The following is a 16,104-nucleotide window of genomic DNA, read 5'->3' on the forward strand; positions in this document are numbered from 1 at the left end:
GCCAATGCTAGTGTGCCGAATTCCGCATCCACTTTCAGGACTCACCATCATGTCGCTTGCCTCCCATTTTCGTCCACGCCAATTGCTGATCCCGACCGCCATTGCCGTCCTGCTGAGCGCCGTTGCCTGCGGCGGCGACCAAGCCGCAGCCGTCGTCGTGCCGCCGATTCAGAGCGGCCGCTGGATCGCCGGCGACCTGCACACCCACACCACGCAGTCGCCCGATACGGACATCAGCCAGACGCTGGACAAGGTGCTGGGCAAGGCCTTCACCACGTATGGCCTGGACTGGATGGCGGTCAGCAACCACCTGCGCCTGTCGTCGCGCGACGAGAAGGGCGGGCCGCTGCCAACGCCGATTCCGCTGTCGCTCGGCGTCGAGCGCTATGAGATCCCGCGCGTGCAGGCCTTGCAGGCGGCCGGCACTTACGCCGACAAGTTGATCTTCTCCGGCTTCGAGTGGGATATGCCGACCCATGACCACATCGGCATCGGCCTGTTCGAGGGCGGCGACAAGCTGGCCTCCAGCACCAAGGGCATGAAGGAGTTCGAGTACCTGTTCACCACCCGCGACGCGGCGCTGTTCGATGCGGTCGATGTCGCCGCATGGAAGGCCAAGTACGGAACCACCCGCTACAACGCCACCGCCGACGACGCGCTGAAGGCCATCAGCTGGCTGAAGGACAACTACCCGGACACCAGCTACGCCGTGGTCAATCACCCGTCGCGCAACAAGGGCAGCTACACCATCGACGACTTCCGCCGCTTCAACGACATCGCGCCGAATATCATGTTCGCCATCGAAGGCATGGTCGGCAACCAGATGGAGCCGGACCGCGGCGGCTACACGGCCGCCTACACGCCGGAGAACACGCCGCTGCGCGCCTACGGCGGCGTGGACTACATCGTGGCCAAGGTCGGCGGCACGTGGGATGCGCTGCTGGGCGAAGGCCGCCGCATCTGGAACCTGACCGATTCGGACACCCACTTCAAAATCGTTGGCGGCAGCAGCAGCGGCTACTTCCCCGGCGAGTACGCGAAGAACTACGTCTTCAACAGCGCCCAGGGCAAGCCGGCCGCCAGGGACCTGCTGCAAGGTCTGCGCTCCGGCAAAATGTTCTCGGCCTACGGGGACCTGATCAACGCGCTGGACTTCAACCTGGCCAGCAAGGACGACCGCAAGGAGATGGGCGGGGAACTGAAGGTGGCCAGCGGCGACAAGGTGACGATCACGATCCGCTTCAAGTCGCCGGCCCGGAACAACTACGAGAAGCCGGTCGACAGCGGCGCCGCCGCCAACGTCAAGCCGGTGGTCGATCACGTCGACCTGATCGTCGGCGACGTCAACGCCAGGGCCACGCCGGGCAGCGCGGCCTACAGCGTGGCCACCAACGCCAGCACGCGCGTGGTGAAGCGCTTCACCAGCGCGGACTGGAAGGTGGATGCGGACGGCTACTTCAGCATCAGCTACGAGACCACCGCCAGCAAGAACCAGTACTACCGCCTGCGCGGCACCAACCTTGGCGCCGATGTCGCCGGCCTGACCCAGGACGGCGAACCGCTGGCGGACCAGCGCACCGGCACCACCGACAACACCGCGCGCTTCAACGACATCAACGACCGTAACTACCGCAGCCTGTGGTTCTACTCGAACCCGGTGTTCGTCAGCCAGCGCTGATTACTTCGTTATCAGGCTGACTTTGTCGAGCACGAAGGAGGTCTGCTTGGAGCGGTCCTCCCGCATGGCGAACGACAGCGTTACGGTCTGGCCCTTGAAGGCGGCCAGGTCGTAGCTGCGGATCTGGTAGCCGTCGGCGGCGTCGAGGTTGGACCAGGTGGCCAGCGTGCGCAGCACGGAGCCGGTGCCGCTCCGCACGGTGACGACCAGCCGGTCGTAAATCGTGGGCTTGGTTTCATCGGTGTCGATATGCAGCGCGAAGGTCAACATCGCCGACGTGGCGTTCGACGGTATCGTCACGGACTGGGTCAGCACTTCGATCGCGTAGAAGCCGTTGCCGCCCAACCAGGCGTAGCGCGTGCCTTCGTACGCCGGCTGGTCGGCGAAGCTGCCGATCACGCCGGTGCTGCCGTGCCATCCCGTGGTGCCGTTTTCAAAGCCGCCGTTGGTCACGCGTTCGGTGCCGCCACCGCCGGCGATGACGGTCAGTGTCGCCTTGGCCGAGGTGGCGCTCTTGGGTGGCGATGCCGCGTCGCTGACGACCGCGTTGAACATCGCGCCGTTGTCGGCGATCTGCGCCGTCAGCGAGTAGCTGGCCGCCGCCGCGCCGGCGATCTCGGCGCCGTTGCGGTACCACTTGTAGGCATAGGGCGGCGTGCCGCCGCTGGCGCCCACGCTGAACGAGGCGGTCGCGCCGGGCGCCACGGTCACGCTGGCCGGCTGCGTGGTGATCGAGACATCGCCGCCGGACGTGCCGCCTTCGTCGACGTCGGCGCCGACGTTGATCGCCGCGTAGGCGCGCTGCACGGCGATGGCCTCTTTCGATCCGGCGCCGTACAGCTCCTGCGCGGAAGCGAGCACCTTGGCGCGCGCGTCGGCGTAGTTGGTCGACGAAGTGAACTTGGTGGTGTTCGCCTTGAACCAGATGCGGTAGGCCTTGTCGTTGCCCACGCCCGTCATCGCGGCGGGGCTCTTCACCAGGTATTTGCTGTAGTAGTCGGACGCGGGATCGCTGCTGGAGCCCTGCGACAGGAAGTAGAACATGCGGTTATTCGGTCCGCTGGAGTAGTGCACGTCCAGGTATTTGATGGTGCTGCTCCATGCATCGGGACTTTGGCCGTCCTTGCTCGGCTTGTACATCCAGCGCAGCGGCTGGCCGGTCTTGCTGATCTCCGTGCCCATCATCCAATCGTTGCCGGTGGCCGGTATCACGGCGCCGGTGCCGCCCGCGCGCGCGTAGGCTTCCACCATTTCGCCGCCGATGTCGGAGTTCGATTCATTCAGGCCGCCCGATTCGCCGGAGTAGGTCAGGTCCGAGGTCGACGCGGTCACGCCGTGCGACATCTCGTGGCCGATCACGTCGATGGAACCCAGGCTGTAGAAGCTGTTGCCGTCGCCGATGTACATGCACTTGCAGCTATCGTCGTAGAAGGCGTTGTCGTAGGACGTGTCGACGTGGGCGGCGATGTAGGTGGCGGTGTTGTTGCCGTCCAGCGAATGCCAGCCCAGCGCGTTCTTGTTGGCGTCGTAGGTGTTCATCAGCCCCCACAAGGCGTTGACGGCGGCGGTCTGGCCGTTGGCATTGGTGGTGCTGCCGCCGTTGATGTACTGCTTGCCGTCGCCCCAGGTGTTGCCGCTGTTGGTATAGATGCTGCCGGGATCGGGATTGTTGGCCGAGCTGTGATCGGCGTTGGTGATCGCCATGCCGCCGAATTTTCCGCCGACGCCGCGCGAGTCGTCCAGCATCTGATAGCTGGCGCCGGACAGCGTGGTATTGATCGGCACCACGCCGTTGTATTGGCTGTTGCCGGTGCCGACCACCGTTTTCAGCGCCTGCCACTGCGCGATGATGGCGCCGGTTTTCGCGTTGACGACGGTGTCGTAGTAGATTGGTTTGCCGTCTTCGGCCAGGCGCAGCTTGACGTAGTAGGCCAGCTGGTAGCTGTCCACCACCTCGTCCACGTCCAGCGCATTGAGCTCGGACTCCGGCTTGTTCACCGCCGACGGCAGGCGCACCGTTTTCATGACCGGGTAGATCAGCAGTTCGGCGCTGGGCGGCCAGCGGTTGGTGCCGCGCGGTGCGATGGAGTTGGCGGCCACGGTAATGGCGTCGTTGGCGCTCAACGTCGGCACTTGGTCGCTGATGGAGGCGGGCGCCAGGCCGGTGGCCAGCTGGCCGCGCCGGTCGGCGGTCGAAACGCTGACGATCTGGCCGGCGGCGTTGGTGACCACCACCGACTCCGAACCGAACACCCGCAAGCCTTTGTAGGTGTGCTGGGCGCGGACGATCCTTTGTCCGACCACGCCCGGATGCAGGCTGCTGATGCGGAAGCTCAGGTCGGGCGGGACGCCGCGCGCGGCGTCCATCGCCGCCAGTTGCGCGACCAGGCCGGAGCTGTCCTGCGGCGTGAGCGTGTTGACCGGAGGGGCCATCAGTTGGTCTGCCGCGAGCGTCGCGGTGGCGGCCATCAGCGCGGTCGCGGCGGCGACGGCGGTGGTGGCGGTTAGCAGGCGTGTACGCAGGATCATCTCATCCTCCCAAGTTCGACCATTCCAGCTGGCATCGAATGATGTCGCCGATTCCGCGTGGCGGATGAATCACGCTAGATCGTGGACGGCTTGGGGGTTCTGTCCCATATCAACAAATTCGCAACCAGTCAGCGTTTGGCTTCCGCATTCTGCGGCACGATGAACAGGTCATAGGGATAGGCGAATATCCAGTCGGCGTAGCGCGGCTTTTTCGCCAGGCCGGCGTCGTCGTCGTCGAAGTTGTCCTGCTTGATGGGGCGCTTGGTGGAGGTCGAGCGGATGCCGACGATGCGGCCCTGCTGCAGCACCAGCGCCCAATCGGGCTTGCCGGTGATCGGGTCGTTGTACAGCCGGCGCAGGTGGCGCTTGGCGTTGGGGAAGCGCGGGTCTTTCAGCAGCTCCTCCAGCGTCAGCGGATACTGTCCGGCGCCATTGGCCTTGTTGTAGGCTTCCAGCGCGTGGCGGAACTCGTGGCCGATGAACAGCAGCTCGCGCTCCTTGTCGCGCCGCATGGCGGTCGCATACAGGTCGGCGGCGATGGTCAGGCCGACGCCCATGAAGGCCACCAGCATCAGCGTCCACAGATAGGCGAAGCCGCCTTGCCGCCTAGAGCTGCTCGAACGGGACGCCATCGCGGGTCTTTCCTTTGGCGCCGCTGCGGATGTCGGCCACGCCGGGTTTGTCGGCGTCGACCGATGGCAGCAGCTGCCAGGTGGTGGCCGATTCCGTCACCGGGTCCAGCGGCACCTTGCGGAAGTAGCGCTGCGTGACCAGGTCCGCCAGCGCCGCGGGGTACTCGCCACGGTCGGCATAGTATTTGTCGATGCCGCTGCGGAGCACTTGCAGGTTCTCCCGCAGCGCCACTTCCTTCGATTTGTCGACCGAGCTGAAATAGCGCGGCAGCGCGATCGTGAGCAGCAGCGAAATGATCGCCAGCACCACCAGCAGTTCGACCAGTGTGAATCCCTTGTTGCGCTTCATGGCGTCACCATTGTTTGAGGGGGATGCCGTTCAGTCCCATGATGGCGGAGCGGGAGCTGATGTCGAATACGTCCTCGCCTTCGGACGGGTTGTCCGGCGGCGAGGCGTAGGAGCGAACCGCCCAGCCGCCGCCGGCGGCGCTGCTGGCGAAGCCGTTGCCGTTGCCGTCGGCAGGCGCGAACGGGTCGCGCGGTATGCGGCGCAGGAAGTACATGTTCTGCTTGCGCGGGCTGCGCTGGTCCGGCACGCCGGCGACCAGGTCCTCCAGCTTTTTCGGATAGCCGGATTCGCCCATCGTCAGCTTGATGCGACCGTTGTCGGCGGCGCGCTTGTAGGCGTCGATGGCTTCGCGGATCTCGATCAGCGCGGCGCGCAGTTGGTGTTCTTTTTCGCGTTGCAGCGCCACCTGCGCCATCGGCGCCGCCACCATCGCCAGCGTGGCGAGGATGGACAGCGTAATCATCAACTCGATGAAGGTGAAGCCGCGTTGAGCCTTGCGCAGCATGGCTATTGGCCTTTCTTCGGCGGCGTGTAGGGAACGGGGTTGACCGGTTCCGGCTTGGCTGGCGGCGTTGGCGGAGCATCGCCGCCGGTCATGCCCGAACTGCCGGCTGGCGCCAGGGCCGGTGCGGCTTCGCGTGGCGTGGGTGCCATGTCCGCCGCCGTATCGGGCACGGAGGCCAGCGTGCTGCCCAACTGGCTGCGGCCGCCGATATCGGATTCGGTGCCGGAGTTGAACTCCGCCGCCGACAATTCCGGCCGGCGGATGGAGCGCAGCACGCGCGGCGTGATCGACAACACGATCTCGCTGCGGGTGGAGTCGTCCTTCTGGGTGCCGAACAGGCGGCTCAGCACCGGCAGCTCGCCCACGCCGGGCACCTTGTTTGCGGTGGTGCGGTCCTCGTCGCTGATCAGGCCCGCCAGCACCTGCGTCTCGCCATCCTTCAGGCGCAGCACGGTGGCGGCGCTGCGGGTGCCGATCTGGTAAGCCTGGGTGCCGGATTTGCTGACGATCTCCTTGACCACGCTGCTGACCTCCAGATTGATCTTGATCGCCACTTCGTCGTCGAGGTAGATGTTCGGCTCCACGTCCAGCTTCAGGCCCACGTCCACGTAGTTCACGCTGTCGGAGCTGACGCCGTTGTTGGTGGTGACGGTAATGACCGGCACGCGGTCGCCGATCAGCACCTTGGCCTTGTCCTTGTTGCGCACGCGGATGCGCGGATTGGCCAGGATATTGCTGTCGGTGTCGTTCTTGTTGGCGTTGATGGTGACGGTGCCGAAGCCCAAGCCGATGGTGCTGCCGTTGATCTTGCGCAGGTCGCCCACGTTCAGCGCGCCGTATGGGCCGCTGCCCAGCAGGGTCAGGCCGACGGTGTCGGGCCAGCGCACGCCCAGCTCCTGGATGCGCGAGCGCTTCACTTCCAGCACTTCCACTTCCAGCATCACTTCGGGATCGGCCACGTCCTGCACGGCGATGATGCGTTCGGCCATGCGTATCATTTCCGGCGTGTCGCGCATGATGATGGTGCCGATGCGTTCATCGGTGACGATGTCGCGCGCCTTGAGCAGCGTCTTGAGCGAGAACGCCACCGTCTTCACGTCGGAGTTCGCCAGGAAGAAGCTGCGCACCAGCAGCTGCTGGTAGTCCTTCTGCTTCTGCGGATTGTTGGGGTAGATGGTGATGGAGCGCTCGCCGGTGATGCTCTGTTCCAGCTGGTTGGCGCTCAGCAGCATGCCGATGGCTTCCTCGATGCTGGTGTCGCGCACCGAGATGGTGGCGCGCAGGTTGGGATCGACGTCGCGGTCGAACACGAAGTTCAGGCCCGATACCTTGCTGATGAAATCGAACACGGCGCGTATTGGCGCGTCGCGGAACTCCAGCGTGACCGGTTTGCGGTAGGCCATGGCCAGTCGTCCGCTGGCGGGCCGCAGGCGGGTCTGGGCGTCGCTGACGAGGGTCTTGAGGCGCAGCAGGTCGCGCTGGTTGGGGCGTTCCACCAGCAGGGGGCGCAGCAGCTCCTGCGCCTGCGCCAGATTGGCGTCACCGCCGCGCTGCACCAGCGCCTCCACGTCGCCCGCCACCTTCTGCTGGCGCTGGTCCTGCTCCAGCGCCGCCTTGCCCTGGCGCGCCACCTGGTTGGACGGGTCCAGCGCCAGCGCGCGGTCGTACATCGCGCCGGCTTCGGCGGCCATGCCTTTCGCGCGCAGCGTGTCGCCCTGGCCGTTCATGGCGTTGACCAGTTTGAGCCGGCGGTTCAGCAGCACGATGCGGTACTCGGCGTTGTGCGGATCATCGCGCGAGGCCTGTTCCAGCTTGGCCAGGCCCTGGTCGATCTGGCCCGCGTCCAGCAGGGCGTTGCCTTCCTTGAAGGTCTGGCTGCCGGCACAGGCGCTCAGCAGCAGCGTGACGGCCAGGACGTGCAGGCGGTGGGCGGTCGATTTCAATTGGTGTCCCCTACGACTAAGGTTTGTTTCTGATTGAGCGGCAGGTAGATGAAGTTCATCGTGTTGTCGCTGACGCTGTCGAGCAGGTAGCTGTCGTTAACTTTTTCGCCGGGACGGGCGACGACGTTCTGGCCGTCGATTTGCAGGAAGTAGGCGGTCCTGCCTTCATCCGTGAAGCGGCCCATGAACTGGAAGGGCAGGGCAGGCGGGCCGGAAGACGCGCTGGCTTGTTGCGCGGTTTGCTGTGCCTGCGCCTGGTCCATCATGACTTTTTTGGGTGTCTCTGGCGCCCAGCTTTGTTTGGCGAAGACGTTGCCCATTTCGTCGTCGGCGACGCGTGGGTGGATTTGCAGGTCGATGCCGTCCGCTGCCGGCGCTGCGCTGGCCGGGGGCGCGACGACAGCCGCTGGCGCCGGCGCGGCTTCGCGCGTGGTGGCGGCGGCGGGGCCGACCACGCCACCGTCCTGGTCGGGCGCGAACCATGCTGCCAGCAGCGTTGCGACGGCGGCGGCGCCGATCACGATCTTTCTCATCGCCGCGCCTCCTGCCGCACCAGCAGCACAAACTGGATGCGTGCTTCGATCTCGCCGGACTCGATCTGCTCGCGCTTGAAGGCGACCGAATCGAGCGTCAGCGTCGGCAGCGCTTGCAGCGCGCCGATGATGAAGGGCTGCACGCTCGCATAATCCGCCTTGACCGGCAGCGTGATGCGGTAGCGCAGGAAGCCGGCCTTGGCGTCCAGTTCTGGCTTGTATTCCGCCTTGTTCAACGCGATGCCGCTTTGCTGCGCCACCTTCACCAGGTCCTTGAGCTGGTCGGGGATGGCGTCGTGCGCGGGCAGGTAGGCGTAGAAGGCGGCGACGCTGCCGGCCGCCGTCGGCGCCGGTGTGTGCGGCATGGCGGCGGCGCGGGCGGCGGCGTTGAGCTGGCGCGTCAACGCGGCCTGGCGCTGGTCGAGCTGTGTCGCGTGCCACTGCGCCAGCACGGCCAGCAGCGCGCAGGCGATGCCCGCCACCGCGCCGGGACCGGCCTGGCGCAGCAGACGGCGCGTTTGCCATGCCAGCCGGGGTGCGAGCTTGGGCGCGAGCTTCAGCTTGGGCAGCGCGCCGGATTTCATTGCCGCCATTGGGCCTCCAGCTGAAAATGATAGGGCCGTTCACCGGCGCCGGCCGCCATCTCGTGCTTGACCAGGTACACGGAGCGGAACATCGGCTGCTGGTTGAGGAAGGCCAGGTAGTTGATCATGTCTTGCGCCGTCTCCGCTTCGGCGGCGATCTTCAGCGCGCCGGACGGGACGGCGGTGTCGGCGCCGTCCTGCGGTGGCTGGCCGTTGAGGTCCAGTGCCAGCAGGGCGACGCGCACATCGGCCGGTGCGACGATGGCCTTGATCAGCCGCGTCACCGGCAGGTTGAGCTGGCGAACCGCTTCGGCCACCGCCTTCACCTGCAGATCCAGTTCGTGCTGCTGCGCAGGCGCCAGCGCGGGCCGCGTCAAGCGCGTTGGTTGTGTGGCGGCCGCTTGCGCGTCCAGCCGCGCCTCCAGCCGTTTGACGGTTTGCACTTGCGAGATCCAGTTGGCGGCGGCGGGCAGCAGCATCAACACGCCGATCGCCAGCAAGGCAAGGCGCCAGCCGGTGGGCTGCGTGGCGCGTGGCAGGAAGTTCAGGTGCGTCATGCGGCCACCTCCGCCGATGCCGCAGGGACGGTGATGGCGGCGCATTCACCGAACGGATTGGTGCTCAGGCGGAAGCGCGAGGGCAATGCGCTGGGCACGAGATGCACAGCGGCCGCCGGCGGCAGTGCGCTCAGGTCCGTGACAACGACCTGCTCGATGCTTGCCAGTTCGGGGGCGCGCAAGGTCCAGCGCTGCCAGGCTTGCGGCAGTTCGAGCCGCCACGCCTCGCTGGCCGGCTGCGACTGGATGGCGACGATGCGGTGGTCGCGCAGCGCAGCCATCGTGATGCGGCCAGGTTCGATCAGCGCCAGCGCGCCTGTGGCGGCGGCCGTGCCTTTGCCCAGCAGCCCCGGTTGCGACGCTTGCTGCGCGCGCAGCGCGGTGCCCAGCAGCGGTTCGATCACGCGGCAGGCGTGGCCGCATTCGGCGGCGACGTCCTTCAGGGCTTGCAGCAGCGTGCTGTCGACGCCGCAGACCAGGCGTGTGTGGCCGTAAGGCGCGTCGTCTCCGACCACGCTCCAGCCGCGCGCGTTGTCGCCATACAGGGCCGCCAGCTGCGTTTGCAGGAAGCGGCTGGCCGACGGCTCGGACAGCAGCGCGTCGCTCCACGGCGCCAGCGCCAGCTGGCTCCATCGGCCCGACAGGCTGATCTCCAGCGGCAGCCTGGCCGCCGCGATGTCAGGCTGCTGCAGCAGCGCGCGCAGCGCGTCGACGGCGGCTGGCCAGCGGCCGCCGGCGCCATCGACCGCGATGTGCCGCGCGCTGCCTGCCACCAGCCGGCTGCCGTGGCGGACCACGCACAACAGCTGCTGCGGCGCGAGCAGCACGCGCAGGCGGCGCTGCACGAGCGGGAACAGACGTTCAATAAGTGACACGATTGAGCTCCAGTAAAGTCGTTTCTCCCAGCCGCACCAGATCCAGCCCGGCGCTGCGCGCCAGCCGGAATCCCATGGTCGCGGCTTCTTCCTTCATGCGGCTGACCGGTGCGCGGGTGCAGATCATCTCGCGCATGGCGTCGTTCAGTATCAGCACCTCGGCCACGGCCTTGCGGCCCTTGTAGCCGGTGCCGCGGCAATGGCCGCAACCGCCGCCGGCCTTGAAGCGCCAGTCGCGCACGGCCTCGGCGGCCAAACCGCTGTCGATCAGGTCCTGCGGATCGGGTGCCGCCTCCACCGCGCAGTGCTCGCAGTTCAGCCGCAGCAGCCGCTGGGCGACGATGCCGTTCAGCGCCGCCGCGAAGCTGTATGGGTCCACGCCCATGTGCAGGAAGCGGCCGACCACGTCGAACACATTGTTGGCGTGGACGGTGGTGAACACCAGGTGGCCGGTCAGCGAAGCCTGCACCGCGATCTGCGCGGTTTCGTCGTCGCGGATCTCGCCGATCATGATCTTGTCCGGGTCGTGGCGCAGGATGGAGCGCAGTCCGCGCGCGAAGGTCAGGCCCTTCTTCTCGTTGACGGGAATCTGCAGCACGCGCGGCAGCCGGTATTCCACCGGGTCTTCGATGGTGACGATCTTGTCGCGGCCTGTGTTGATCTCGGTGATGGCGGCGTACAAGGTGGTGGTCTTGCCGGAGCCGGTCGGCCCGGTCACCAGCAGCATGCCGTGCGGCTTGGCGGCCAGGCGGCGGATCTGGACGATGGCGTCGTCGTTCAGGCCCAGGCTTTCCAGCCGCAGCGCGGCGGCGGCCTCGGTCAGCGCGCGCCGGTCCAGCAGGCGCAGCACCGCGTCCTCGCCGAAGATGTTGGGCATGATGGAGACGCGGAAGTCGATCTCGCTGCCCTTGACGCGCACCTTGAAGCGGCCGTCCTGCGGCACGCGGCGCTCGGCGATGTCCAGCTCCGCCAGCACCTTGATGCGCGAGATGATCTGCTCCGCCATCTGCAAGCCCTGCACCGTGCCGGCCTGCACCAGCACACCGTCCACGCGGTACTTGATGACCAGGCTGGCGGCGTCGCATTCGAGGTGGATGTCGCTGGCCTGGAACTTGAGCGCGTCGTAGATGGTGGAGTTGACCAGCTTGACCACCGGGCTGCTGTCTTCGCTGATGCGTATCAGCGAGATGTCCTCGATGGTCTGGTCCAGGTCCGTCAGCTCGCCGTGGCTGCCGTCTTCCATCATGTCCTGCATGGCCTGCTGTACGCTCTCCTGCTGCACCAGGTAGGCGGTCAGGTCGTCTGGATGGGCCAGCGCCACGCTGTAGGCGCAGCCGATGGCGTAGTCGGCCCACTGCAAGGTGTCTTCGGCGAACGGATTGCCGATCACCAGCACCGGCGCCGAGCCGGTGTTGTCGGCGTCGCGCAGCAGCACGCAGTCGCGCTGCGCGCAGTCGGTGTAGGACAGCAGGTCGAAGGCCGGTAGCGCCGCCTGCAGTTTGCTCATCGGCCAGGCCGGATAGCAGAACAGGTTGGCCAGCTGGCGGGTCAGTTCCTCCGGCGTCAGGCCGCAGCTTTCCTGCAGCAGCACCATGGTCGGCCGGCCCTGCGCCATCGCCGCGGCGCGCGCGCCGTGCAGCATCTCGGGGCTGAGGACAGCCGGTTCGCGTGCGTTCAAGACAGACTCCCCGCCAATTCGAAGATCGGCATGTACATCAATACGACCACGCCGCCGATCACCACGCCGATCAGCGTCATCAGGACGGGCTCCAGCAGGCGCGAGGCCCAGTCCACCCAGCGCGCGAATTCCTCGTCGTGGAACTTGGCCGAGCGTTCCAGCATGTCGCCCAGGCGGCCGGTGTTTTCGCCGACCTTGAGTAGCGACTGCGCCACCGGCGTGGCCAGCGCGTTCTGTTCCAGCGCGGTGGAAAACGGCAGGCCCTGTTCCACCGCGCGGCGCGTCTGCACCAGCTGCACTTGCTGCTCCGGCAGCAGCATGGCGTTGGTCATCGCCAGCGCCTTCGACAGCGGTATGCCGGCGTGCAGCAGCAGCGACAGCGCGCGGTAGAAGCGCGCCAGGCGGAACTCGGCGGCCTTGGCCGACAGCACCGGAAGCCGCAGCACGGCCAGCACCAGCCTGCGGCGCATGGCGGCGTTACCGAGGCCGAACACCACGCCCAGCACCACGCCGCCCAGCGCGCCGGCGCTCAGCCACGGATGCGCGGCCAGCGTCTGGCCGAACGACAGCAGCATCTGCGAGGCCCACGGGATTTCGCGGCCCGAGCTTTCGTACACCACGCTGAACTTGGGCACCACGTAGCCCATCAAGAACAGCGTGACCAGCGTGCCCACCACCAGCAGCATGGTCGGATAGATGGCGGCCGAGACCAGCTTCTTGCGGATGGCGTCGAACTGCAACTGGTAGCCGACGAAGCGCGCCAGCGCCTCCGGCAGATTGCCGGATCGTTCGGCCGCGTGCACGGTGGCGACATACAGGTCGGGGAAGACGGCCGGAAAGTCGGCCAGCGTGTCGGAGAAGCTTTTCCCCTGTTGCAGCGAGCGCTGGATCGCGGCCAAGGTGGCGCGCGCGCCGCCGCGGGTTTCCTTGTTGAGCAAGGTGGCGGTGGCTTCGCTCAGGTTCAGGCCCGCTTCCAGCAGGGCCAGTAGCTCCTGGCTGAATTGCAGCAGCGGGAAGGGCTGCTTGCTCAGGCGCGCGGGCGCACGCGCCCCCGCACCAGTGGATTCGGTACTGCCGATGGCCAGCACGCGCCAGCCGTTGCGCGCCGCCTGCCGGATCGCCTCCGCCTCGCTGGCGGCGTCGATCGCTATGGTTTGCGGGCCGGAGGGCCCACCCTGCACTTGGAGATGGTACTGCATCGCATGCGTACTGCCTTACTTGGAAGACGTTTCAAAATGACCGTGGCTTCGTTGCAGCTCCTTGCCGTGCAGGCGCACTGTCTTCGTCGCCGCGCCTCGCCACGCTCATTTTGAAACGCCTTCTTATTCAATCGGGTGAAAAAAAACGGGGCGGCGCTGGACTGCCGCCCCGGCAAAAACAGCCCCGTCGGGTCAGGCGGGGCTGTGTAGCACACTTACTGGGTGATCAGGCTGACCTTGTCCACCACGAACGACGTTTGCAGCGACGAGTCTTCCGTCATGGCGAACGACAGCGTGACGGTCTGGCCTTTGTACGCGCTCATGTTGAAGGTGCGGACCTGGTAGCCGCTGGCCGCATTCACGTTCGAATACGAGGCCAGGGTGCCCAGCACCGAACCGGCGCTGTTCTTCACGGTCACCACCAGCTTGTCGTACACGGTGCTGCCGGTTTCCGCGGTGTCGATGTGCAGCGCGAAGGTCAGCGTGGCCGAGGTCACGGTCGAAGGAATCGTCACCGCCTGGGTGATGGTTTCCGACGCGGTGGTGCCGTTACCACCCAGCCAGGCGAACTTGGTGCCTTCGTAGGCGGTCTGGCCGCTGTAGTTGCCGATCACGCCGGTGGTGCCTGCCCAGCCGGTGGCGCCCGACTCGAAGCCGCCGTTGGTCACGCGCTCGGTGGTGCCGCCGGTGGTGCCGACGGTCAGCGTGGCGTTGCCCGAGGTGGCGGTCTTGACCGGCGACGACGAGTCGCTGACCACGGCGTTGAACACCGCGCCGTTGTCGGCCGTCTGCGCCGTCAGCGAGTAGGTGGCCGAGGTGGCGCCAGTGATGACGGCGCCGTTGCGGTACCACTTGTAGGTGTACGGCGAAGTGCCGCCGGCCGCGCCCACGCTGAACGAGGCGGTGGAGCCTGCGGTCACGCTGACGTTGGACGGCTGCGTCGTGATCGACACGCCGCCGGTTCCGCCGGTTTCGTCGATGTCGGCGCCGACGTTGATCGCAGCATAGGCACGCGTGACGGCGATGACTTCTTTCGAGCCCGCGCCATACAGTTCCGTCGCTGCGGCCAGCACCTTGGTGCGGGCGTCGGCGTAGTTGGTCGATGAGGTGAACTTGGTGGTCAACGCCTTGAACCAGATGCGGAACGCCTTGTCGTTGCCGATGCCGGTCATCGCGGCCGGGCTCTTGACCAGGTATTTCGAGTAGTAGTCGCTCGACGAGCTGGCGTTCGAACCTTGCGACAGGAAGTAGAACATGCGGTTGTTAGGGCCGCTGGAATAGTGCACGTCGAGGTTCTTGATCGTGCTGCTCCAGGCGTCCGGGCTGCCGCCGTCCTTGCTAGGCTTGTACATCCAGCGCAGCGGCTGGCCGGATTTGCTGATCTCCTTGCCCATCATCCAGTCGTTGCCGGTGGCCGGGATCACGCTGCCGGTGCCGCCCGCGCGGGCGTAGGCTTCCACCATCTCGCCGCCGATGTCCGAGTTCGATTCGTTCAAACCGCCCGATTCGCCGGAGTAGTTCAGGTTGGAGGTGGCGGCGGTGACGCCGTGCGACATCTCGTGGCCGATCACGTCGATCGAACCGAGGCTGTAGAAGCTGGAGCCGTCGCCGATGTACATGCACTTGCAACCGTCGTCGTAGAAGGCGTTGTCGTAGGCGGTGTCGACGTGGGCGGCGATGTAGGTGGCGGTGTTGTTACCGTCCAGCGACTGCCAGCCCAACACGTTTTTCAGCGCGTCGTAGGTGTTCATCAAGCCCCACAGCGCGTTGACCGCGGCGGTCTGGCCGTTGGCGCTGGTGGTGCTGCCGCCGTTGTAGTTCTGGCCATCGCCCCAGACGTTGCTGGTGCTGGTGTAGATGCTGCCGGCGTCCGGGCTGTTGGCCGAGCTGTGGTTGGCGTTGGTGATCGCCATGCCGCCGTAGGTGCCGCCGGTGCCGCGGGTGGAGTCGAGCATCTGGTAGGTGCTGCCCGACAGCGAGGTCTGGATCGGGACTTGGCCGTTGTACTGGCTGTTGCCGGTGCCGACCACGGTCTGCAGCGCCTTCCATTGGGCGATCACGGCGCCGGTCTTGGCGTTGACCATGGTGTCGAAGTAGACCGGCTTGCCCTTGTTGGCCATGCGGGTCTGGACGAAGTAGGCCAGCTCGTAGTGGTCGACCACTTCTTCCAGGTCCATCGCGTTGAGGGCGGACTCGGACTTGTTCAGGGCCGAGGCCACGCGCACCGATTTCATCACCGGGTAGATCAGCAGCTCGGCGTTTGGCGCCCAGCGGTGGGTGCCGCTCGGCGCGACGGCCTTGACCACCAGCGCGATGGCGTCGCTGGCGCTCAGCGTCGGGGTCCAGTCGGCCGGGGCGACGGTGGCGGAACGGCCGCCGCCCGAGGCGGCAGGGGCGCTCAGCGCGGTGCGGCGGTCGGACACCGACTCGCTGACGATGTCGCCGGCGCTGTTGGTGACCACCACCGATTCCGAGCCGAATACGCGCAGGCCCTTGAAGGTGTGGTTGGCGCGGGTGATCTTCTCGCCGACGACGCCGGGGTGCTGGCTGGCGATGCGGAAGCTATGGTCGGCGGACAGGCCGCGCTGGTTGTCCAGCGCGGACAGCTTGGACACCAGGCCTGCGCTCTCTTGTGGAGAGGCCTGGGCCACTGGCGCGGACATCAGCTGTGCCGCCGCTTGGGCTGCGTTGGAAGCCATCATCGGCAGTGCGGCGACAATGGATGCAGCAAGTAGGGTCTTACGTAAATTCATCTCTTCTCCATGGGGTCTATGTGTTTTCGCTAGGTGCGGCCTTGGCCGGGATAGTGGCCAACTCGGCGTTCCCGACGCTGCGTCGGCGGTTGGCCTGACAGCGGTTTTTTGCGGCTAAAACGGCGAGTAGGGGCGACACTATTCCTGTCGAGATGACGAAGTCAAAAAACTTGGAAAATTAGTCGCGGAACAAAAAAATGTCTGAAATGAGACACGTCGGCGGGCGGAAAAACCATGTCGGCGGAAGTCTCCATACCAGATGTAAGCCGCATGAATGCGCACGATAGGC

Annotated in this window: 13 protein-coding genes; 1 reads left to right on the forward strand and 12 read right to left on the reverse strand. The window is 66.3% G+C overall.

The features are described 5' to 3' along the window. Positions 1-49: 49 nt before the first annotated feature. On the forward strand, positions 50-1,678 hold the full coding sequence (locus KVP70_RS04530; RefSeq protein WP_217940890.1) for a CehA/McbA family metallohydrolase domain-containing protein: 1,629 nt from the start codon (positions 50-52) through the stop codon (positions 1,676-1,678). On the opposite strand, the gene KVP70_RS04535 is transcribed toward KVP70_RS04530, so the two are convergent. The 12 genes from KVP70_RS04535 to KVP70_RS04590 all read right to left on the reverse strand — a co-directional run bounded on the left by KVP70_RS04535 (position 1,679) and on the right by KVP70_RS04590 (position 15,815). Then, positions 1,679-4,207 carry a M4 family metallopeptidase gene (locus KVP70_RS04535; protein ID WP_217940891.1) on the reverse strand — a complete coding sequence of 843 codons (2,529 nt, stop codon included), beginning with the start codon at positions 4,205-4,207 and terminating at the stop codon, positions 1,679-1,681. Positions 4,208-4,335: 128 nt separating this feature from the next. Next, positions 4,336-4,839: a type II secretion system protein gene (locus tag KVP70_RS04540; protein ID WP_229224592.1), complete on the reverse strand. Its 504-nt coding sequence runs from the start codon at positions 4,837-4,839 to the stop codon at positions 4,336-4,338. Further along, on the reverse strand, positions 4,814-5,188 hold the full coding sequence (locus KVP70_RS04545) for a type II secretion system protein (RefSeq protein WP_217940892.1): 375 nt from the start codon (positions 5,186-5,188) through the stop codon (positions 4,814-4,816). Before KVP70_RS04545 ends, KVP70_RS04540 begins: the two co-directional genes overlap by 26 nt. A gap of 4 nt (positions 5,189-5,192) precedes the next feature. Next, positions 5,193-5,693 carry a type II secretion system protein gene (locus tag KVP70_RS04550; protein WP_217940893.1) on the reverse strand — a complete coding sequence of 167 codons (501 nt, stop codon included), beginning with the start codon at positions 5,691-5,693 and terminating at the stop codon, positions 5,193-5,195. Positions 5,694-5,695: 2 nt separating this feature from the next. After that, positions 5,696-7,636, reverse strand: a complete 1,941-nt coding sequence (locus KVP70_RS04555) for a secretin GspD/PilQ domain-containing protein (protein ID WP_217940894.1) — start codon at positions 7,634-7,636, stop codon at positions 5,696-5,698. Further along, positions 7,633-8,169, reverse strand: coding sequence for a hypothetical protein (locus KVP70_RS04560; protein ID WP_229224593.1), 537 nt, complete (start codon positions 8,167-8,169; stop codon positions 7,633-7,635). Before KVP70_RS04560 ends, KVP70_RS04555 begins: the two co-directional genes overlap by 4 nt. Continuing rightward, on the reverse strand, positions 8,166-8,762 hold the full coding sequence (locus KVP70_RS04565; protein ID WP_217940895.1) for a type 4a pilus biogenesis protein PilO: 597 nt from the start codon (positions 8,760-8,762) through the stop codon (positions 8,166-8,168). Before KVP70_RS04565 ends, KVP70_RS04560 begins: the two co-directional genes overlap by 4 nt. Continuing rightward, positions 8,750-9,310, reverse strand: a complete 561-nt coding sequence (locus KVP70_RS04570; RefSeq protein WP_217940896.1) for a PilN family protein — start codon at positions 9,308-9,310, stop codon at positions 8,750-8,752. Before KVP70_RS04570 ends, KVP70_RS04565 begins: the two co-directional genes overlap by 13 nt. After that, on the reverse strand, positions 9,307-10,185 hold the full coding sequence (locus tag KVP70_RS04575; RefSeq protein ID WP_262311786.1) for a hypothetical protein: 879 nt from the start codon (positions 10,183-10,185) through the stop codon (positions 9,307-9,309). Before KVP70_RS04575 ends, KVP70_RS04570 begins: the two co-directional genes overlap by 4 nt. After that, positions 10,172-11,827, reverse strand: a complete 1,656-nt coding sequence (locus tag KVP70_RS04580; protein ID WP_217941161.1) for a GspE/PulE family protein — start codon at positions 11,825-11,827, stop codon at positions 10,172-10,174. The genes KVP70_RS04575 and KVP70_RS04580 overlap by 14 nt, the downstream gene beginning before the upstream one ends. A 32-nt stretch (positions 11,828-11,859) precedes the next feature. Continuing rightward, positions 11,860-13,062 (reverse strand): type II secretion system F family protein, encoded by a 1,203-nt coding sequence (locus tag KVP70_RS04585; RefSeq protein WP_217940897.1) that lies wholly within the window; start codon positions 13,060-13,062, stop codon positions 11,860-11,862. Positions 13,063-13,277: 215 nt separating this feature from the next. Then, positions 13,278-15,815 carry a M4 family metallopeptidase gene (locus tag KVP70_RS04590; protein WP_217940898.1) on the reverse strand — a complete coding sequence of 846 codons (2,538 nt, stop codon included), beginning with the start codon at positions 15,813-15,815 and terminating at the stop codon, positions 13,278-13,280. Between the last annotated feature and the right edge of the window lie 289 nt (positions 15,816-16,104).

Source organism: Duganella violaceipulchra (genome assembly GCF_019166075.1).
GTDB lineage: Bacteria > Pseudomonadota > Gammaproteobacteria > Burkholderiales > Burkholderiaceae_D > Rugamonas > Rugamonas violaceipulchra.

Bases quoted from the DNA above. Each gene is read 5' to 3' on its own strand.
- KVP70_RS04560 (WP_229224593.1), bottom strand. From the start codon at position 8,169: ATGAGAAAGATCGTGATCGGCGCCGCCGCCGTCGCAACGCTGCTGGCA.
- KVP70_RS04570 (WP_217940896.1), bottom strand. From the start codon at position 9,310: ATGACGCACCTGAACTTCCTGCCACGCGCCACGCAGCCCACCGGCTGG.
- KVP70_RS04585 (WP_217940897.1), bottom strand. From the start codon at position 13,062: ATGCAGTACCATCTCCAAGTGCAGGGTGGGCCCTCCGGCCCGCAAACC.
- KVP70_RS04565 (WP_217940895.1), bottom strand. From the start codon at position 8,762: ATGGCGGCAATGAAATCCGGCGCGCTGCCCAAGCTGAAGCTCGCGCCC.
- KVP70_RS04580 (WP_217941161.1), bottom strand. From the start codon at position 11,827: ATGCTGCACGGCGCGCGCGCCGCGGCGATGGCGCAGGGCCGGCCGACC.
- KVP70_RS04545 (WP_217940892.1), bottom strand. From the start codon at position 5,188: ATGAAGCGCAACAAGGGATTCACACTGGTCGAACTGCTGGTGGTGCTG.
- KVP70_RS04530 (WP_217940890.1), top strand. From the start codon at position 50: ATGTCGCTTGCCTCCCATTTTCGTCCACGCCAATTGCTGATCCCGACC.
- KVP70_RS04540 (WP_229224592.1), bottom strand. From the start codon at position 4,839: ATGGCGTCCCGTTCGAGCAGCTCTAGGCGGCAAGGCGGCTTCGCCTAT.
- KVP70_RS04535 (WP_217940891.1), bottom strand. From the start codon at position 4,207: ATGATCCTGCGTACACGCCTGCTAACCGCCACCACCGCCGTCGCCGCC.
- KVP70_RS04550 (WP_217940893.1), bottom strand. From the start codon at position 5,693: ATGCTGCGCAAGGCTCAACGCGGCTTCACCTTCATCGAGTTGATGATT.
- KVP70_RS04590 (WP_217940898.1), bottom strand. From the start codon at position 15,815: ATGAATTTACGTAAGACCCTACTTGCTGCATCCATTGTCGCCGCACTG.